Source organism: Nocardia sp. NPDC019219 (assembly GCF_040632645.1).
Lineage (GTDB): Bacteria > Actinomycetota > Actinomycetes > Mycobacteriales > Mycobacteriaceae > Nocardia > Nocardia sputorum.
The window spans coordinates 1-20,376 of the sequence record NZ_JBEYCG010000016.1 but is presented as its reverse complement, the minus strand read 5'-3'; the positions used below and the strand labels follow the sequence as shown (position 1 = coordinate 20,376).

General features: G+C 70.6%; 11 protein-coding genes. 4 read left to right on the top strand and 7 right to left on the bottom strand.

Annotated features, from left to right (window positions below; genetic code table 11):
- The first annotated feature begins 29 nt into the window (after positions 1 to 29).
- Entirely contained in the window at positions 30 to 1,226 is a 1,197-nt protein-coding gene (locus ABZ552_RS25855) for a lycopene cyclase family protein (RefSeq protein WP_281875640.1), read from the top strand.
- A gap of 25 nt (positions 1,227 to 1,251) precedes the next feature.
- Here ABZ552_RS25855 and ABZ552_RS25850 read toward each other — a convergent pair whose 3' ends face one another.
- From ABZ552_RS25850 to ABZ552_RS25840, 3 genes are read right to left on the bottom strand one after another with little or no spacing between them, the layout of a single operon-like run.
- The gene (locus tag ABZ552_RS25850) at positions 1,252 to 2,130 is read right to left on the bottom strand and encodes an ABC transporter permease (RefSeq protein WP_281875642.1); all 879 of its coding nucleotides are present in this window, start codon (positions 2,128 to 2,130) and stop codon (positions 1,252 to 1,254) included.
- Positions 2,127 to 2,906, bottom strand: coding sequence for an ABC transporter permease (locus ABZ552_RS25845; RefSeq protein ID WP_281881156.1), 780 nt, complete (start codon positions 2,904 to 2,906; stop codon positions 2,127 to 2,129). Before ABZ552_RS25845 ends, ABZ552_RS25850 begins: the two co-directional genes overlap by 4 nt.
- A gap of 41 nt (positions 2,907 to 2,947) precedes the next feature.
- On the bottom strand, positions 2,948 to 3,931 hold the full coding sequence (locus tag ABZ552_RS25840) for an ATP-binding cassette domain-containing protein (RefSeq protein WP_281875644.1): 984 nt from the start codon (positions 3,929 to 3,931) through the stop codon (positions 2,948 to 2,950).
- A gap of 363 nt (positions 3,932 to 4,294) precedes the next feature.
- On the opposite strand from ABZ552_RS25840, the gene ABZ552_RS25835 reads away from it, so the two are divergent.
- On the top strand, positions 4,295 to 5,821 hold the full coding sequence (locus ABZ552_RS25835; protein ID WP_281919451.1) for an aldehyde dehydrogenase family protein: 1,527 nt from the start codon (positions 4,295 to 4,297) through the stop codon (positions 5,819 to 5,821).
- 5 nt (positions 5,822 to 5,826) lie between these two features.
- Here the strand turns inward: ABZ552_RS25835 and ABZ552_RS25830 are convergent, their stop codons facing one another.
- Positions 5,827 to 7,065, bottom strand: a complete 1,239-nt coding sequence (locus ABZ552_RS25830) for a helix-turn-helix domain-containing protein (protein ID WP_357440310.1) — start codon at positions 7,063 to 7,065, stop codon at positions 5,827 to 5,829.
- Positions 7,066 to 7,192: 127 nt separating this feature from the next.
- Between ABZ552_RS25830 and ABZ552_RS25825 the strand changes: the two genes are divergently transcribed.
- Together ABZ552_RS25825 and ABZ552_RS25820 are read left to right on the top strand one after the other, a co-directional pair.
- Positions 7,193 to 8,008, top strand: a complete 816-nt coding sequence (locus tag ABZ552_RS25825) for an enoyl-CoA hydratase (protein WP_357440307.1) — start codon at positions 7,193 to 7,195, stop codon at positions 8,006 to 8,008.
- Between the two features lie 48 nt (positions 8,009 to 8,056).
- Positions 8,057 to 9,082, top strand: a complete 1,026-nt coding sequence (locus ABZ552_RS25820) for an SDR family oxidoreductase (RefSeq protein ID WP_357440304.1) — start codon at positions 8,057 to 8,059, stop codon at positions 9,080 to 9,082.
- Positions 9,083 to 9,099: 17 nt separating this feature from the next.
- On the opposite strand, the gene ABZ552_RS25815 is transcribed toward ABZ552_RS25820, so the two are convergent.
- The 3 genes from ABZ552_RS25815 to ABZ552_RS25805 form a co-directional block, all read right to left on the bottom strand.
- Positions 9,100 to 10,341 carry an Nramp family divalent metal transporter gene (locus tag ABZ552_RS25815; protein ID WP_357440503.1) on the bottom strand — a complete coding sequence of 414 codons (1,242 nt, stop codon included), beginning with the start codon at positions 10,339 to 10,341 and terminating at the stop codon, positions 9,100 to 9,102.
- A gap of 137 nt (positions 10,342 to 10,478) precedes the next feature.
- On the bottom strand, positions 10,479 to 11,468 hold the full coding sequence (locus tag ABZ552_RS25810) for an alpha/beta hydrolase family protein (RefSeq protein WP_281881159.1): 990 nt from the start codon (positions 11,466 to 11,468) through the stop codon (positions 10,479 to 10,481).
- Between the two features lie 235 nt (positions 11,469 to 11,703).
- The coding region (locus ABZ552_RS25805; protein ID WP_357440301.1) for an amino acid adenylation domain-containing protein at positions 11,704 to 20,376 on the bottom strand (8,673 nt) is incomplete at its 5' end.

The following is a 20,376-nucleotide window of genomic DNA, read 5'->3' as shown; positions in this document are numbered from 1 at the left end:
CGCGTCGGCCGACCGGATTGAATGCCCCTATGGGTGTCAGCGCGGACCGGGAAGTCGATGTGTGCGTGGTCGGGCTCGGTCCCACCGGGCGGGCGCTCGCGCACCGCGCCATGCGCGCCGGACTGTCGGTGACCGCGATCGATCCGCGCCCGGACCGGCTGTGGCCGCCCACCTTCTCCTGCTGGGTGGACGAGCTGCCGCGATGGCTGCCGCCCACGGCCATCGCGACCACCATCCCGGCGCCCACGGTCTGGACGAAGACCGAACATCGCATCGATCGGCCCTACTGCGTGCTGTCCAAGCCCGGTCTGCGCGCGGCGCTGCCGCTCGACGACGCCACCGTCGTCGCGGGCCGCGCCACCCGGGTGGACGCGCACGAGGTCGAACTCGCCGACGGCACGGTGCACCGGGGGGCCGCGGTGTTCGACACCCGGGGCCTGCCCCCGCTCGGACGCCGCAGGGCGGCCAGCGCGCACGGCATCTTCGTCGACGCCGAGACGGCCGCGCCGATGGTCGCCGAAGGCTCGGGCCTGCTGCTGGACTGGCGACCGGAGAACGGCGCCGGCCCGGACGAGCCGCCGTCGTTCCTCTACGCGGTGCCGCTCGGCGAGGGCACGGTGATCTTCGAGGAGACCAGTCTCGGACTCCGGGGCGGCATGCCACAGCGCGAATTGCGCAGACGCACGCTCGCGCGCCTCGCCGCGCACGGCATCCGCCTCACCGGCGCCGAACCGAGCGAGGCGGCGCACTATCCGCTCGACCAGCCGCCGCCGCGAAAGGGCGAGGCGCGCGCGATCCCGTTCGGTTCGCGCGGCGGCATGATGCATCCGTGCACGGGGTACAGCGTCGCCGACTCACTGGCGCTGGTGGACACCGCGATCACCGCGCTGCGGCAGGGCCGCGACCCGATCGCCGCGCTGTGGCCGCCGCGGGCGCGACTGGTGTATTGGATGCGGATGCGGGGGCTCTACGGCCTCGGCAGACTCACCACCGAGCAATCCATCGCGATGTTCGACGCGTTCTTCAGCGCCTCCCCGCGCGGTCAGCGCGCCCTGCTGTCCGCACACGACGACTACATCGCTCTGGGCGCGGTGCTGTTCAACACGGTCGCGCACACCTGGCCGTTCCACTGGCGTTACGACCTCGTCGGATGGACCAATCGGAACCGCTGGCTGGACTACGACTTCGCCGAACCGCGCGAAGCGGCCGAACGCCGGGTCCGGTAACCCGGCGAACGACCACGACGCCGGACTAGGGCCCCGTCTCCGCGGCGCGCCGGTATCCCCGCACCGCGGGGTAGGCGAAGACGACGATGATGCCGAGCGTCCAGGCGAGCGTCTCGAGCAGCGGGTCGGCGACCGCACCGCCGTAGGACAACCCGCGCATCGCATCGATCGCGCAGCTCATCGGCTGATGCGCCACCACGTCCTGCAACCAGACCGGGTAGGCGAAGACCGGGACGAAACCGGAGTTGAAGAACATCAGCAGCGTGCTGACCATGCCGATGATGTTCACCAGCATCACGCCCTCCGACACGGTGGCCAGCGCGGTGACCAGAACGGCGAACGCGACGCCGAACAGCACCGGGATGCCGATCAGCGCCACCGCCGCGAGGGGCCCCTGGCCGAACCGGAATCCCAGCAGCAGGCCCACCGCGACGACGAACACCGTCGTCACCAGGACGCGGATCGCTTCGGCCAGCAGCCTGCCGGTGAATCCGGCCGCGCGGTGCACCGGCATCGTCCAGAACCGGCCGAGCAACCCGGTCATCTTCTCGGTCTTGAAGCCGAGGGCGCTGACCACCGCGCCGGACATCGCCGCGACCAACGTCAGCAACGGGACCGTGCCGTACACCGCGGGCATGCCGGTGGCCCCGGACACGGGCTTGTTCAGCACGATGTAGAACATCAGCAGGGTCAGCGCCGGATAGACCAGGGTCTGGATGGTCGTCGCCGGATCACGCGCCCAGATCAGCAGCAGCCGCTTGCACTGGATCAGGCTCTGCACCACCCAGGTGACCAGCGAGCCCTCCGGCCGCGTCCGGACGACGGGCAGGGGCTCGGCCGCGCGGACCTCGGCCTGCTCGGCCCCCTGGTCGACGCGTTCCACGGTCGATTCCACCGAACTCATGACCGCCTCACACTCGCCCAGATCGCCAACGGGAGGAACACCGCCGCCAGCCCGATCAACCACACCAGCGGAACCCACAGCACGTGCCAGGTCACCCCGTCGGCCGCCATGTCGCGCAAGGCGAAGGAGAACTGCGAGATCGGCTGATTGCGCACGAACGGGCGAATCCACTCCGGGAAGTTGCGTTCCGGCACGAACCCGCAGGAGAGCATGCCGAAGATCAGTGTCGGCAAGGTCAGCGCCTGGCTCAGCGACTCCGGGCTCTTGGTCAGGCTGCCGAGCCCGTCGGCGCCGATCGCGAGCACCGTGCCGACCGCGAGGGAGAACGCGCAGAACAGCACGGCCTGGCCGACGCCAGCGACGAAACGGAAGCCGATCAGATACCCGAACAGCACCGCCGCGGTGAGCGAGGTGACCGAACGGACCAGACCGGCGCAGATGCGCGAGGTGAACGGCACCAGCATGCCGATGGGCATGGTCTGCAGACGGGTGCTCAGGCCGGTCATCGCCTCGAACGCGGCCAGCTGCGCGTTGGACATCATGGTGAAGGCCATCGTCTGCAGCACGATGATCGGCATGACGTACTGGGCGTAGTCGACGCCCTGGATCTTCATCACATAGCGCAGCGGCAGGTAGAAGCCGAGGGTGAAGATCAGCGGCGTGATCGCCGCGACGATCAGCTCGCCCTTGGTCGCCATGGTGCGCACGATGCGGCCGGTCAGCGCGCGCCACTGCGCGAACGACGACAGCCGCGGCGCGGGAAGTTCGGCGAACAACGTCGCCTCGGCCGGAGTCTGCTCCGGGGCTGTCGCAGCGGTCACGCGCGCCCGCCCGAGTGGCCGGTGATGGAGAGGAATACGTCGTCGAGCGAAGGGCGGCGCAGCGCGATGTCGGCCAGCTCGACGCCGGCGCTGTCGAGCCTGCGCAGCGCCTCGGTCAGCGTCGCCGCGCCCTCCGGCGCGGGGATGGACAGCCGGTCGCCGCCGTCGATGTCGGCCAGCACTGCGGGCGGCACCAGGTCGCCCAGGGCGTACGCGGCGGTGCGCAGCTTCTTCTGATCCAGCGGGACGACTTCGCAGTAGCTGCCGCCGGTCTTCTCCTTGAGTTCGTCGGCGGTGCCCTCGGCGATCACCGTGCCCTTGTCGATCACGATGATGTTGTCGCTGAGCACGTCGGCTTCCTCCAGGTACTGCGTGGTCAGCAGCACCGTGATCCCCTGCGTCTTCAGCGCGGTGACCAGGTCCCAGACGCCCTGCCTGCTGCGTGGGTCGAGGCCGGTGGTCGGCTCGTCCAGGAACACCACCTCGGGCCGCACCACCAGGCCGCAGGCGATGTCGACGCGGCGGCGCATGCCGCCCGAGTAGTTGCGCACGGCGCGGCGGCCCGCGCTCACCAGATCGAATTCCTCCAGCAAGGTGTCCGCGCGCTTGCGGGCCGCGGACTTGCCCAGACCCATCAGCCTGCCGAACAGCTCGAGGTTTTCCCGGCCGGAGAGGTTCTCGTCCAGCGCCGCGTACTGACCGGTCATCATGATCGAGCGGCGCACGCCCGCCGGGTCCCGCAGCACGTCGTATCCGGCGACGACGGCGGTGCCGGAGTCGGGCCGCAGCAAAGTGGAGAGCACCTTCACCATGGTCGTCTTGCCCGCGCCGTTGGGCCCGAGGATGCCGAGGACGGAGGCGCGTTCGGCGACGAAGCTGACGCCCTGCAGTGCATGCACATCGCCGAACGACTTGCGAACGTCCGCTACCCGGACCGCAGGCTCACTGGCATGCGAATCTGCTTGGTTGGAACTCGGCATCAACTCTCCACTATCGACCGGTGCGGCGACCAGGTCGCCCGAGCGCAATCGCACGCCCGGATTGGTGATCCGTCGCGCTCGGCGTGATGTTACCGGCCCGATGCGCGGGCTTTCGCGTCGCGCGCGGTACCCGCACCAGCGTGCGCTCAGTGTGTCCTTACTCACATTTCTCGCCGCCCGTCCACCGCGCAAGGGATCGACGCTGGTGAGCGCGATCCGATGCGGCCGGGCGCCGGCGGCCGAGCCTTGTCGGCCCGCTGCGCCAGACCATAGTCTGCTTTGCGGGGGAAAACACTCACTCGTCCACGGCTGTGGGCCCGCTGAACGGTCCGCACGTTGGTTTCGACACTGCGAGAGGTGATCATGGCCGAGTCCGCGCAGCCACGGTTGGCGGCGCGTCCGGGAGGAACGGGCCGAACGAACGTGCTGACGTCCTACGATCCGCGCACCGGTGAGGTCGTGGGCAACTACGCCGTGATGAGTTCCGGTGAGCTGAACCGTGCGGTGCGCGCGGCCCGCTCCGCCGAAAAGTGGTGGGCGGAACTGGGATTCGCCGGCCGGAAGCGGTGGCTGCTGGACTGGAAGCGCGAGATCGCCCGTCGCTCGGGGGAATTGGTCGCGCTACTGTGCGAGGAGACCGGGAAGCCGGAAGCCGACGCCGCCATCGAGGTGATGCTCGCGGTGGAGAACCTGGACTGGGCCGCGCGCAACGCGAGCCGCGCGCTGGACCGGCGGCGCATCGGTTCCAGCTGGCTCACCCGCAATCAGCGGGCCTCGGTCGGTTACCTGCCGCTCGGCGTCGTCGGAGTGCTCGGCCCGTGGAACAACCCGGTGTTCACTCCGATGGGCTCGATCGCCTACGCGATGGCGGCGGGCAACGCCGTGGTGTTCAAGCCGCACGAGCTGACCACCGGCGTGGGAGTGTGGCTGGCCGACAGCTGGTCCCGGCTCGCGCCCAACCAGCCGGTGCTGCAAGTCGTCACAGGGGACCAGGCCACCGGCACCGCGCTGTGCCGGGCGAAGATCGACAAGATCGCGTACGCCGGTTCGGAGGCGGGCGCGCGCGAGGTGATCTCGGTATGCGCGCAGACCATGACGCCGGTCGTCGTCGAGCGCAGCGGCAAGGGCAGCATGGTCGTGCACGTCGACGCGAAGCTGGACGACGCCGCCGAGGCCGCCGTGTTCGGCGCGATGGCCAACGCCGGACAGAACGCCACCGGAATACAGCGGGCCTACGTCGCCCAGTCCGTCTACGACCGCTTCCTCGACCTCGTCGTGGACCAGGCCCGCAAGCTGCGGCCAGGCGCGGACCGGAAGGCGTCCTACGGCCCGATGATCATGGAGTCACAGGTCGACGTGGTGCGCAGGCAGGTGCGCGACGCGGTGGCCCGCGGCGGCCGCGCGGTGGTCGGCGGACTCGACTCCATCCGCGATCCCTACATCGAGCCGATCGTGCTGGCCGAGGTGCCGGAGGAGAGCATCGCGATCACGGGTGAGGGCATCGGCCCGGTGCTCATCGTGAACAAGGTGGCGAGCATGGACGATGCCGCCGAGCGGATCAACGCGGTGGGCACCGATGTCGCGGTGTCGGTGTTCACCAGGGATGTGCACGAGATCGAGGCGTTCGCCGAGCAACTGCGCGTGGGCGTGGTGACCATCAACTCCTCGACCGCCTACGCGGGCATTCCCGCGCTGCCCTTCGGCGGTGTCGGCGAGTACGGCCAGGGCCACAGCCACGGCGACCAGGGCCTGCGGGAGTTCAGCCGGACCCTGGCCATCACCCGCAAGCGGTACCAGGCGCCGGTGAACCTTTCCACGTTCGATCGGCACCCGCGTCACCTGCGGCTGGCCAAGACGATCTTCCGGATCCGGCACGGCCGCAGGCCCTGAGACGGCTAGTCGAGCAGCACCGCGTCCATCAGCGCGGTGACTCGCGCGACTTGCGCGGGCCGGGAGTCGAATCGGATCAGCCTGCCCACATCGATCACCTGGCTGATGGCGGCGTGCACCCGGAAGCGCGCCTCCACCGGGTCCCCGTCCAGCAGGTTGGCCCACTCCAGCACGTTCTGCCGCTGAATGGCGCGCAGCTTGTGCTGCTCGGCCTGCGGCAGATTGCCGAACTCGGCGTAGTACACCGCCATGATCTCCGGCATGGCGAAACTCAGTTTGGCGTAGCGGTCGGCCACGCGCCGCGCGGCGTCGGCACGGCTGGTCGCCTCGGCCAGCGCCTCGGTGATCGCGATGGCCAGCCGGTCGCCGGTGCGGTGGAACGCGGCGGCGAGCAGGTCGGCCTTGCTCGCGAAGTATCGGTACACGCTGGAGGCGTTGATGCCGACGGCGGCGCCGATCTCCTCGATGCTCGCCTCGTGATAGCCCTGCCTGCCGAAGATCCGGATGGCCTCGGTGAGCAGCTGTTCACGCTTGGAGGTCACCGGGATGCCGCGCACGGGCGCGCCGGGATCCGGTTCCGCCGGCGCCGGCGGCAGGTCGGTTCGCAGGATGGCCCAGGACATCCGATGCAGCAGGGGGAGCAGCCGAGCGCTGGACAGTGCGGTGCGGTGCGCGGCGATGCTGGCGATCGCGCTCAGCACGCCCGCGGCGAGCATCGCCACGTCCGCGGGCGGCGTTTCGGGGCGCAGCAGCGCGATCGGCGCGGCGAGGGTGCTGTTCAGGTCGTCGTAGATCTTCTTGATCCGGACCCGGTCGTCACGCTCGAGATAGCGCCGCTCCCAGCGGTAGAGCCCGGCCTCGCGGCGGATCTCGACGGTGTGCTCGCTGATCGCGCGGATCAGCGCGTCCGCGCGCCGCGCCGGGTCCAGCCGGGCGTCGTCGGCGGCCTCGGCGACGGTCAGCAGGTGCTGCGCGCCTTCTTCGGCGGCCGCCACCAGCAGCGCGTACTTGTTCGTGAAATGCCGGTAGAGGGCCGGACCGGAGATGCCGACCTCGGCGGCGATCTCGTCCACGCCGACCGGGTAGTACCCGCGTTCGCTGAACGCGCGCGCGGCCGCCCGGATGATCTGGACCTTGCGGTCCTTCGGACGGCGGCGCACCGATGGCGCGCCCTCGGCCCCCACCTTTCTACCCGGTTCGGGCCGCGCGGGAGCGAGGTCGACCTCGCTGCGATCCGCGACCATGCACCTCTCCGTTCTCCGGCGACGCTGGTTGACAGCGCCCGATATTGGAACCTAAGTTAACCACAATTCGCAATGTTAACCACTATTCACGGCCTGGCGTCCGCCGAATTGCAGCTTAGGAGCAAACATGAGCAACAACGATTCCGCGGCCCCGGCCGCACCCGCCGCCGCGAAGTTCACCGCAGTCCAGGACGGCAAGGTGCTCCGGATCACGATCACCAACCCCAAGCGGAAGAACGCCATCGATTACGACACCATGGTCGCGCTCGGGGACGCCTTCCGCACGGCGGCCGAGGATCGCGCGGTGCGGGCGATCGTACTCACCGGCGAGGGCGGCGATTTCTGCACCGGCGCGGATCTCTCCGCGAGCGCGGGCGAGGCGCAGCGGGGCATCACCTCGGACATGGTCATGGACGCGGCGAACCGGCTGGTGCGCGCCATCGTCGACGCGCCGGTCCCGGTGATCGTGCGCATCCGGGGCGCCGCGGCGGGCGTCGGCGTCGGCATCGCGCTGGCCGCCGACCTGGTCTACGCGAGCGAGGACTCCTACCTGCTGCTGGCCTTCATCAACATCGGCCTGATGCCCGACGGCGGGGCGGCCGCGCTGGTCGCCGCCGCGGCGGGCCGCCCGCTGGCGGCGCGGATGGCACTGCTCGGCGAGCGGCTGCCCGCCCGGGAGGCGGCGGCCGCCGGGCTGTTCACCGCGGTCGTGCCGGACGACGAGCTCGATGCCGCGGTCGAGGCGGGCGTCCAGAAGATCGCCACCGGTCCGCGCCGCGCGCTGGAGCTCACCAAGCAGGCGCTGAACCAGGCCACGCTGGCCTCGCTCGACGCGGCCCTGGCCGCCGAGAAGGCGGGGCAGACCGAGCTGCTGCGCTCGCCCGATTTCGTCGAGGGCGCCACCGCGATGCTCACCAAGCGCAAGCCCGTCTTCGCCGACTGATCGGCCCGCCGCAACCCAGCAACCGGCAGGCGACTATGTTCATCGGCTATGACTTACCTGGTTACCGGGGCAACTGGGTTCATCGGTCGGTTCCTCATCCCCGAGCTGCTGAAACGCGAGGGTGACATCCATGTGCTGGTCCGGCCGGGCGACGCCTCGGCCGACCGGTTCGCCTGCTGCGCGCAGGAATGGGCGGGCGGCGACCGCGTCCGTCCGGTGCGCGGCGATCTGGGCGCCCCGGGACTGGGCATCGACCCGACCTGGCTGGCCCGCCATCGCGGCGCCATCGAGCACGTCTTCCATCTGGCCGCGGGCTACGACCTGACCGAGCGCGGCGGCGGCACCAGGCACCTGGTCGACGTCGCCGAGGAGCTGGGGGTCGATCTGCTGCACCACCTCTCGACCGTCGAGGTGGCCGGGACCAGCACCGGCCTGTTCACCGAGGACATGTTCGATCACGGCCAGACACTGACCACGCCGGCGCAGCGGGCCAGGTTCGAGGCCGAGCGCATCGTGCGGGAGTCGTCGATGCGCTGGCGGATCTACCGGCCGTCGATCGTGATCGGGCATTCCCGCACCGGCGAGATCGATCGGATCGACGGTCCGTACTACTTCTTCCGCCTGCTGCGCATGGGCGCGCAGCTGCCCAGGCTGCTGCCGGTGCTGGTGCCCAGACTGGGCGAGACCAACATGGTGCCGGTGGATTTCGTCGCCCGCGCCCTCGACCACATCGCACACCGCCCCGGTTCGGACAAGACGACCTATCACCTGGTGGATCCGCGCAGGCAGAGCGCGGTCGACGCGCTGAACCTGTTCGCCGACGAGGCGGGCGCGCCGCACTTGGTGGAGGTGATGCCCAAGCGCACCCTGGACATGATGTTGCGCGTCCCCGGCGTGAACTGGCTGCTGCCCCGGGTCGGCGTACCACTGGACGTGCTGGAGCACAGCGAGTTCGCCTGCTGGTTCGACTGCAGGCACACCAGCGCGGCGCTGGCGGGCACCGACATCAGGGTTCCGCCGTTGGACGCCTACGCACCGCGGATCTGGAAGTACTGGATCGAGAACTGGGTCTGACCGGCGCGCGTCACCGGCTACCGGCCGGTGACGGTGAGATAGATCAGCGCCGCGTTGAGCACGGAGATGATCGCGGCGACCGTCCAGGCCAGCGCGGTGGTCACGCGGTGGTTGACGTCCGCGCCCATCAGCGCGCGGTCACTCGTGAAGCGCACCAAGGGAATCAGCGCGAAGGGAATGCCGAACGACAGCACCACCTGAGAGATGATCAGCGCGCGCGTCGGGTCGATGCCGAGCGCCAGGACCGCGATGGCCGGGATCAACGTGATCAGCCTGCGCGTGAGCAGCGGGATCCGCTTGTGCAACAAGCCCTGCATGATCATCGCGCCCGCGTAGGCGCCGACCGACGTCGAGGCCAGGCCGGAGGCGAGCAGGCCGATCGCGAGCAGCAGCGCGGCGGCGGGGCCGAGGGCGTCGCCGACCGCGGCGTGCGCGTCTTCGATGGTCTCCACATTCCTGCCGCGCAAGGTGTTGGCCGCCATCAGCAGCATGGCCAGGTTCACCGTGCCCGCCAGCACCATAGCCAGGCCGACGTCGACCTTGGTGATCCGCAGGAGCCTGGTGCGCAGCGGCCCTGCCGCCGGATGCCCGTGCCGGTCGCGGGCGAGGCCGGAATGCAGATAGACCGCGTGCGGCATGACCGTCGCGCCGATCATCGCCGCGGCCAGCAACACGCTCTCGGTGCCTTGGAAACGCGGCACCAGACCGCCTGCCGTGCCCCCGGGCGATGGCGGCGCGATCACCACGCTCGCCAGGAATCCGATCGCGATGATCGCGAGCATCCCGGTGATCACCCGCTCGAACGGTTGCTGCCCGCGGCGGTCCTGCACCAGCAGCAGACCCATCGACACCGCGCCGGTGATCGCGCCGCCGAGCAGCAGCGGCAGCCCGAACAGCAGATGCAGCGCGATCGCGCCGCCCACCACCTCGGCCAGGTCGGTGGCCATCGCCACCGTCTCGGCCTGACCCCAGTACGCCAGCCGGACCGGGCCGCTCGCCTTCGCCCGCACCGCCTCCGGCAGCGACCACCCGGTCACCAGCCCGAGCTTGGCCGAGAGGAACTGCACCAGCCCAGCCATCACGTTGGCCAGGACGATGACCCAGACGAGGAGGTAGCCGAATTGCGCCCCCGCACTGATATTGGACGCGACGTTGCCGGGATCGACGTACGCGATGGCCGCGACGAACGCCGGGCCGAGCAGCACCGTCGCGGCACGCGCTCGCCCGGTGACGGACTTGGTCGACTCGGCCAGCGTGATACCCACGAACAGAATTTTACGGGTTCCCGAACTTTTCGTTGACGGCTGACTCAAAAAGCAGACCGCCTGGTCGCATCAATGTGCGACCAGGCGGTCGAGGGAACTCGGCCGGGGCGTCCGACGCTATGCGGCGGCGCTCAGATACCGAGACCCTTGGCCAGCACGGGCCACGACAGCTGGAACTCGTCGCGCCAGTAGCCCCACGAGTGCGTGCCCGAGTTGCGGAAGTTGTAGGTGGCCGGGATGCCCAGTTCGTTCAGCCGGTTCTGCAGGTTGTGCGTGCAGTAGTTGGTGCCCGCCTCGATCACGCCGCCGATGATGATCTGGTTGGCCAGGCCGTACGCGCCGGGGAGGGCGTACTGACCGTTGAGCGTGTCGTACTGGCCGGGCAGGCCGTTGCCGGTGGAGATGTAGAGGTCGAGCCCACGCAACCCCTCGGCGTTCACGTACGGGTCGTTGGCCACCCACTCCGGGCCGCCTTCGGGGCCCCACATGTTGTCGGTGTTGCCGCCGCCCCAGGTCTCGACGGTCAGCTTGACGAACTCGGAGCCGACCGGGTCACTGGTCTGCGCGCAACCGCTGTAGGCCGCGGCCGCCTTGTAGAGGCCCGGCTTGGCGATCGGCAGCGCCAGCACCGTGGTGCCCGACGTGGACAGGCCGGCGATCGCGTTCACGCCGTTGGTGCCCAGCGCGCCGTCGACCAGCGGAGGCAGCTCCTCGGTGAAGAAGGTCTTCCACTTGTTGCGGCCGAGTACCGGGTCGTCCTTGATCCAGTCGGTGTAGTAGCTCCACTTGCCGCCGATCGGCTGGATCACGTTGACGTTCTTGTCCGACAGGAACTGCAGCGCGTCGGTCTTCGCCTGCCACGAGGCCTCGTCCTCGCCACCGCCCGCGCCGTTGAGCAGGTACAGCGTGGGGCGCGGCACCGAGGCGTCGGCCGGCCGCTGGACGTCGATGATGATCTTCTCGTCCATCGCCGCCGAGTACACGTACAGGCGGATGCTGCGCGCGTCCTTGTATTCGGCCTTGGTGATACGCGAACCGTCCGGGGCGACCGGGTCGGCCAGCAGACTCTTGGAATCGATGATCGGGTCAGCTGTCGCGCTGGACGCGCCGAGACCGGTCATCATTCCCGCGAGCACCGCGGTTGCCGCGATCGCGGCCGCGGCCCGCAGGCCACCGCGCCGGCTCTGTCGACGTATCAATTTCGCACCTTCGCTTCGTCTCGAGATTCGCTCTGCATGCCCCACGCGCCGGGTGGATGCCCAGCATCACGCCCGACCATACGGCCTATGTAGTCGTCACGACAGGGGACTTCGTTACCGCACCGTTGCCCATCATGCCGGAACGGTGTCGGTCCGATCATGACCGCCCCATGTTCCGTGTCGCTTCCCATCCCGGGGGATCCAGCAACTCGGACAATCTGGGGCCGATCTGCGCCAGCGCTTCCGGTGACGTCATCTGGTCGTGTGAGACGCCGACGGGATGATCGTCGACCCGGCCGTCGACGTAAGGTTGCCAGCCGTCCGCCGCGGTGTCGTGACCGGCCGCGCTGAAGTAGTCCAAGCGGCCGCGGAAGACGTCGGGCCGGTGCTCGGCGATCAGCTCGGCCGAGCGCACGGCGCTGCGGTAGATCCGGCGCACCCGCTCGGGGGTGAGCACCGCCATGTCCGGCGGGATGGTGGCGTGCAGCGCGGCCAGCGCCTCGTCGCTCAGATCGCGCACGTCGCCGTCGCCGGGCAGCAGAGCGTCCGCGCCGATGCCGAGTTCGGCCAGCGCCTCGCGGATCGCCGCCCGGAAGTCGGTGACGTCGATGTCCGGGTGGCTGTCGAGCATGGTGAGCAGCCCGATCTCCTCCCCCGCCGCCTGCAACTGGGTGGCCACCGCGTGCGCCAGCACACCGCCGAGCGACCAGCCGAGCAGCCGGTAGGGGCCGTGCGGCTGCACCGCGCGGATTTCGGCCACATAGCGGTGCGCCATCTCCGCCAGCGACGCAGGCAGGTAGCCCTCCTCGGTGAGCGCGGGCGACTGCAGGCCGAAGATCGGCGTGCTCGCGGCCACGTAGCGCGCCAGACCCGCGTAGCACCAGGACAAGCCGTACATCGGATGCAGGCAGAACAGCGGCTGGGCGGCGGCCACGTCGTGCGGCACCATGGTCCGGATCGGCAGCAGCACGCCGAGCGCCGCGTTCGAGTCCTGGTCGTAGTCGTGGTCGTCGGCCAGCGCGGCCAGGATGCGGGCCGCCAGCGCCGCCGGGGTGGGATCGGTGAAGAACCACTGCACCCGCACCTCGGCGCCGGTGAGCGCGCGCAGCCTGCTGACCGCGCGCGTGGCGACCAGCGAGGTGCCGCCCAGGTCGAAGAAGTCGTCGTCCATGCCGACCCGCTGTCCGGCGCCGGGCTCGAGCACCGCGTCGAACACCTCGACCACGGTCCGCTCCAGCGGCGTGCCGGGCGCGCGGTACGGACGCGTCACCAACCGCGGCTCGGGCAGCGCCTTGCGGTCGAGTTTGCCACTCGCGTTGAGTGGCAGTTCGGCGAGCTCGACGACCGCCGAGGGCACCATGTACGACGGCAGCGCGGCGCGGGCGTGCCGGAGCAGCGCGGCCTCGTCGACGCTCTCCGCGGGCGCGGCGACCACGTAGGCGACCAGCCGGTCACCCGTGGCGCCACGCACCACCGAGACCGCGGCATGCCGCACCTGGGGGTGACCGGTCAGCACGGCCTCGATCTCCCCGAGTTCCACGCGCTGGCCGCGCAGCTTGACCTGGAAGTCGCCGCGCCCGAGGTATTCCAGCGATCCGTCGCGCCAGCGCACGATGTCGCCGGTGCGATACAGGCGCGTGCCGCCGGCGTGCGCGACGAATCGCTCGGCGGTGAGAGCCGGCGCGCCGAGATAGCCGCGCGCCAATTGCACACCCTCGACGTACAACTCGCCCGCCGCGCCCGGCGGCACCGGCCGCAGCCGCCGGTCGAGCACGTGCACGCGGGTATTGGCCACCGGGAGACCGATCGGGACCGTCACCGCGGCGGTGTCACCGACCGGGTGGTCGGTGACCACGGTGGCTTCGGCGGGGCCGTACCAGTTGACCAGCGCGGCGGCGGGCGCCATCGCGGCGAAACGCGCCGCCGTCTCCCCCGGCAACGCCTCGCCGGCGGCGAACACCCGCCGCAGCGACGGGTATGCAGCGATCGGGTTGGCCACCGGGTCCAGGAACGCGTCCAGCATCGACGGCACGAAGTGCACCGTGGTGACGGCGTTCTCGACGATGAGGCGGGCCAGATAGGCCGGGTCGCGATGGCCGTCGGGCGCGGCGACCACGATCGACGCCCCGGTCTGCAACGGCCAGAACAACTCCCATGCGGAGATGTCGAAGGTGATCGGCGTTTTGTGCAGCACCACGTCACCGCCGTCGTGCGGGTAGACCGACTGCGCCCAGCGGAACTGGTTGACCATCTGCCGGTGGGTGATCATCACGCCCTTGGGGCGACCGGTCGAGCCCGAGGTGTAGATGACGTAGGCGACGGTGTCCGGGCGGACGTATTCCTGCGGCCACGGGCCCTCGTACGGCAGCAGATACAGCGTGTCCACCGCGACCACCGGCACGCCGGTCGCGGTGTCGAACGCGTCCGCGGTGGTGGTCAGGACGCAGATCGGAGCGGCGCTGTCGAGGACGTACTCGCTGCGCTCGGCCGGGTGATCCGGATCGATCGGAACGTAGCCGCCGCCCGCGCGCAACACCGCGTAGATCGCGACGACCAAGTCGATGCCGCGCCGCATGGCCACGGCGACCAGCGTCTCCGGGCCGACGCCCCAGCGCATCAGCTCGACGGCCAGGGACCGGACGCGCGAGTCGAATTCGGCGTAGCTGAGCGTGGTGTCGCCGAAGCGCACCGCGGGCGCGTCCGGGGTGCGCGCCACCTGCGCGTCGAACAGCGACGGCAACGTCGCGCCGTCGAGCAGTTCCGGCACGTCGGTGGCGTTGCGCGCGGCCAGCTCGGCGCGCTCGTCCGCCAGCAGGACATCGATGTCACCGACCCACGCTTGCGGAGTGGTCACGAAACGGCCGATCAGCGCCGACAACCGTTGCGCGAGCGCGAGCGCCGCCGGTTCGCCGGTCACGTCCCGCAGGTATTTCACCGACACGCGCAACCGGCTGTCCAGCACCACCATCACGGTGAACGGGTAGTGGGTGCCGTTGACCGCGCCGACGCCGATGACGTTCATCCCGTCGATGGCGCCCGCCTGATCCAGGCCCTCCCGGTCCACCGGGAACGACTCGAACACCACGAGCGAGTCGAACAAGCCCTCCACGCCGACGGCTTCCTGGATCTCGCTCAACCCCAGATAGTGGTAATCGAGCAGCGCCGCCTGCTCGGCCTGCAACTGACGCAGCAGTCCGGCGAGCGTGTGCGTCGCCTCCAGCCGCACCCGCACCGGAATCGCGTTGAGGAACAGGCCGACCATCGCCTCGACGCCGTCGAGCCGCGGCGGGCGGCCGGAAACGGTGGCGCCGAAGACCACGTCGTCACGATCGACGGTGCGCCCGATCAGCAGACCCCAGGCCGCCTGCACCACGGTGTTCACCGTGACGCCGAGACCGGAAGCCAGCCGGGTCAGCGCGGTGGTGTCGGCCGGGGACAGCTCGAAGCCGACCTCGCCGACGCCCGCGGAGATCTCGCGGCCGGGGTCGGCCGGCGCCAGCGGCGTCGGCTCGGTGATCCCGGCCAGCGCGGTGCGCCACGCGGCGCGGGCGGCCTCCGCGTCCTGGGCGACCAGCCACGCCAGGTAGTCCCGGTAGGACCGCACCGCGGGCAGCTGACGGGAGTTGCCGCCGAACGCGTACAGCGTGAGCAGGTCCTTCAGCAACAGCGGCATGGACCAGCCGTCGATCAGGATGTGATGGCTGGTCACCAGCAAGTGGTACCGGGCGGCGGCGGAACGGATCAGCGCGAAACGCAGAAGCGGCGCGGTCCGCATGTCGAAGTGGTCGGCCAGGTCGGCCGCCTTGATCCGGTCCAGCTCGGTGTCGGCCGCGACCGGTTCCAGCTGAGACAGATCGATCAGCCGCCACGGCACCTCCAGCGACTCCTGCACGATCTGCACGGGCTTGCCTTCGCTGTCGTCGGCGAAGGCGACCCGCAGGTTGTCGTGCCGGTCCAGCACCGCCTGCGCGGCCGCCTGCATCCGGCGCGCGTCCACCGCGCCGCCGAGATCGAGCACGAACTGGGTGGTGTAGACGTCCACCGAGTGCTCGGCGAGCAGGGCGTGGAACAGCATGCCCGATTGCAGCGGCGTGAGCGGCCAGGCGTCGGACAGGTCCGGGTAGGCGCGGGCGAAGCGATCGATGTCGGGTTGCTTGAGCCGCACCAGCGGGAAGTCCGACGGCGTGAAACCGCCCGCGTCCGGGCGCAGGCCGTGCTCGGCGAGGCCGCCGAGCGCGCGAATCCAATGCTCGGCGAAGGTTTTCGCGTCCTCACCGCGGAACGCGGCGGCGGCGAAGTCGAACCGGGCGAGCAAGCCCTCGTCGGTGGCGTCGACGGTCAGCACGAGCAGCAGATCGTCGGACGGGATGTCGGTGTGCACCCGCGCCGGGCGCAGATCCCGGTAGCGCAGCGCGAACCGGCCACGGCCGAGCCCGCGCAGTTCGGCGGCGGTCTCGGCGTTGAGATAGCGCAGCAGTCCGTAGCCGGCGCCGCGGGAGGGCACCGAGCGCCGCAGCTCCTTGATCTGCGCGATCGCCGTGCCCGCCGCGGGGCCGCCGATCAGGGCGTCCTCGATGTCGATCCTGGTCAACCGCAACGGCAGCGGATATTCGGTGACGAAACCGCCCACCGTGCTCTCCGCGTCGGCCTGGGTGACCACGCGCCCGTCGGAAGGCAGCCGGACGACCGACCCGATCGCGCGCGTGACGGCCTCCCCCGCGGAGGTCTGCAGGGCCAGTGCCAGCGCGGTGAGCAGGATGTCGTCCACCCCGGCGTGATAGGCCTCGGCGGCAGCGGCGACGGCCGCGGCACCCTCCGCCGTGATGGTGAGCGAGACCCGGCTGCGTGCGCGCAGGTCTCGTCCCTCGGTCCCCGCACCCTCCGGGACGGAACCGAGAGCTCGTCGCCACCAGTCCATTTCGGCTACCGTGACCGGATCGTGCGCCTTGGCCGACAGGGCCCGGATGAGCGGGCCGAGGCCGGACTCGCGGCTCGCGGGCGCGGCGTGCCGGGCCCGGTTCCAGCGCGCGGTGAGCTGGTCGACGACGGCCCGCCAGGAGACGTCGTCGACCACCAGGCTGCTGGCCACGACGAGCAGCGTGGAGCGGGCCTCGGGACCGCCGGTGAGCACGAAGTAGATGTTGCGGCCCTGCTCGGGGTCCAGGGCGGCCGCGACCGCCTGCACCACATCGTCGATGGGCAGCGAAGTCTCGCCACGCTCCGGGTCCAGCCTGCGGAACGCCTCGCCGGTGCGCTCGGCGGCGGGCGGGATGCGCAGCACCGGCGCGCCGTCGTCGCCGTAGCGCACCTGCACCCACAGCATCGGGTGCTGGTCGAGCACGGCGGCCACCGCATGCCGCACCGTCTCGACCGAGCAGGTCTCGGGGACGTCGAGGGTGATGGCCCGCACTTCGATGCCCTCGTCCAGCATGCGCGCCGCGTCCGGTGTCAGCGGTAGTTCGCCCGCCTCGTCGCCGGGGCCGCCCGCCACCGCGGCGGCGCGGGCCAGCGCGGCGACGGTACGGCATTCGAAGACATCGCGCGGCGCGAAGGTCACGCCGCGGGCGCGCGACCGGGAGACCACCTGGATGGACACGATGCTGTCGCCGCCGAGGGCGAAGAAGTCGTCGTCCAGTCCGACCCGTTCGAGTCCGAGCACCTCGCCGATCACTTCGGCGATCACCAGTTCGGCCGGGGTGCGCGGCGGGCGATAGGCGCGGGTCCGCGCCTCCGGCTCCGGCAGCGCCTTGCGATCCAGCTTGCCCACGGGGGTCAGCGGAATCGCGTCGAGCACGACGATCGCCGCCGGAACCATGTACTCCGGCAGCGTGCGCCCGATCCGCTCGGTCAGCGCGGCCTGGTCCACCGTGGCGTCTTTCGCCGGCAGCACGTAGGAGACCAGCATGGTCGCGCCGGAACCGGTCGGGCGTCCGAGGGTCACGGCGAAGCCGACTTCGGGCTGGGCGGAGAGGGCGGCGTCGATCTCACCGAGCTCGATGCGGAAGCCGCGCACCTTCACCTGGAAATCGTTGCGGCCCACGTATTCCAGCACCGGCGCGTCCCCGTCCCGGCGCCAGCGCACCAGGTCGCCGGTGCGGTAGAGGCGCTCGCCGGGCGCGCCGTGCGGGTCGGCCACGAACCGGGCGGCGGTGAGCGCGGGGCGGGCGTGGTAGCCGCGCGCCAGCTGGACGCCACCCAGATAGAGCTCGCCCGCGACGCCTTCGGGCACCGGACGCAGCCTGGCGTCCAGCACCAGCGACCGCGTGCCACGGATCGGTCCGCCGATCGTGACCGGCTCGCCGGGCCGCAGCGGGTCGCTGATGTTGGTCATGATGGTGGTTTCGGTGGGCCCGTAACCGTTGTGGAAGGCGCGCTCCGGCGCGGTCGTCCACTTGTCCGCCAGATCGGCGGGCACCGCTTCACCACCTGCCACGATCGCGCGCATCCCGGACAACGCGTCCGGATCGAGCGAGGCGAGCACCGAGGGGGTGAGGAAGGCGTGCGTGACTCCCTCGGCGCGGATCAGCTCGGCCAATTCCGCGCCGCCGAAGGTGTGCGGCGGTGCCACCACGAGCGCGCCCGCCGAGCCGAGCGCGAGCAGCAGTTCCAGTATCGACGCGTCGAACGACGGCGACGCGAACGCCAAGGCGCGGGCGGATCGGTCGAGCCGATAGCGTTCCACCTGCTCGGCGCTGAAATTCGCCAGTCCGGCGTGGGTTACCACGACGCCCTTGGGCAGCCCGGTGGAGCCGGAGGTGTAGATCATGTACGCGGCGTTGCTCGCACGCAGCGGGCCGCGTCGTTCGCTGTCCCGCAACGGCTGATCCGGGCGCGCGGCGACATCGAGGGTGAAGTCGTGATCGTCCAAGGCGACCCAGGCGCCATCGGCCAGAACGGGCAGGTGGTCCAGCTCGGCGGTCACCGTCACACCGAGGGCCACGCCGGAATCGGCCACCATGTGCGCGATGCGATCGGCCGGATAGGCCGGATCGATCGGGACGAACGCCGCTCCGGTCTTGGCCACCGCCCACAACGCGAGCACGGATTCCACCGAACGGCGGATCGCGATGGCGACCAGCGCCTCCGGCCCCGCACCGCGGTCGATCAGCGCACGTGCCAATTGCGCGGAGGCCGCGTCGAGGTCGGCGTAGCTGAAGGTGCGATCGTCCGCGACCACGGCGACGCCGGATGGGTTCGCGGCGACGGCGGCGGCCATCAGATCCGGCAGCGTGCGCGGTGGCATGGCAGGTGCGCCGGCACGGGCGATCAGGTCGGCGCGCTCGGAGTCGTCCAGGATCTCCAGGTCACCGACCGCGGTGCTCGGGCGCCGGACGACCGCGGCCAGGAGTCGGCGGAACCTGCGGCCGAACTCGGCCACGGTCTGCTCGTCGAACAGATCGTGGGCGTAGGTGAATTCGGCGGCGAGCCCGGCTTCCGCACCGGACGCGGTGCGCTGCTCGCGGATGGTCAGCAGCAGATCGAATTTCGCGGTGTCGACGGCCGGGTCGAGCGCCGTGCAATGCAAGCCGGGTAGTTCGAAGCTGGTGGCGGCCAGGTTCTCGAACGACAGCGCCACCTGGAACAGCGGGTGGCGACCGGCCGAGCGTTCGGGGTCCAGCGCCTCGACCAGCCGCTCGAACGGGATGTCGGCGTTGGCGAAGGCACGTAGGTCCGTTTCCCGCGTACGGGCCAAGAGTTCGGTGAAGCGGAGTCCGGGCGCGACCCGGGTGCGTAGCACCAGCGTGTTGACGAACATGCCGATCAAGTCGTCGAGTTGGGCTTCGCCGCGGCCCGCGACGGGCGTGCCGACGGCGATGTCGTCGGTGCCGGACAGGCGCGCCACGAAGACCGCGAACGCGGTGTGCACCACCATGAACAACGTGGCGTTGTGCTGCCGCGCGAGATCGGCCAGCGCGGCGTGCACGTCGGCGTCCACGACGAAATCGGTCCGGCCGCCCACGAAGGACTGCGCGGGCGGGCGTGGGCGATCGGCGGGCAGGTTCAGCTCGTCGGGCAGGCCGGCGAGTTCGGTGGTCCAGTAGGCCAGTTGCGCGCCAGCGATCGACTCGGGATCGTCATCGTCGCCGAGCGCGTCGCGCTGCCACAGCGCGTAGTCGGCGTACTGGAGGGGCAGCGGCGCCCAGGACGGCTCCGCGCCGCCGCTGCGCGCCACGTAGGCCAGCATCAGGTCCCTGGTCAGCGGCCCCATCGACCAGCCGTCGGCACTGATGTGGTGCGCGACGAAGACCAGCACGTACTCGCCGGCCGCGAGCTGGAACAGCCGCGCGCGGAACGGCACCTCGACGGTCACGTCGAAGCCCGCGGCGACGATGCGCTGTGCCTCGTCGGCGACGTGCCCGTCGCCGATCTGCGCGGGGTCCAGGCCCACCGGGACCTCGTGCGGAGCGAGTATCCGCTGTACCGGGCCGTCGGGCGTCTGCGGGTAGATCGTGCGCAGAATCTCGTGCCGCGCCACCAGATCCGCGACGGCCTGCCGCAACGCGGCCACGTCCAAGTCCCCGGACAACCGGATCGCGGCCGGAATGTTGTAGACCGACGCCGAGGTGTCGAACTGGTTCAGGAACCACATGCGCTGCTGCGCGAACGACAGCGGGATGCGGTCGGGGCGGGGCCCGGCGACCAGCGGGGCGCGTTTGCGCTCGCCGAAGCCGCGTTCCGCCTTGATCGCCAGTCCGGCCACGGTGGAGGCCTCGAAGATCGTGCGGACGGGGACGCGGGCGTCCAGTGCCGCGCCGATCCGCGCCGCGACCTGCGTCGCCAACAACGAATTACCACCCAGCGCGAAGAAATCGTCATCCGCACCGACACG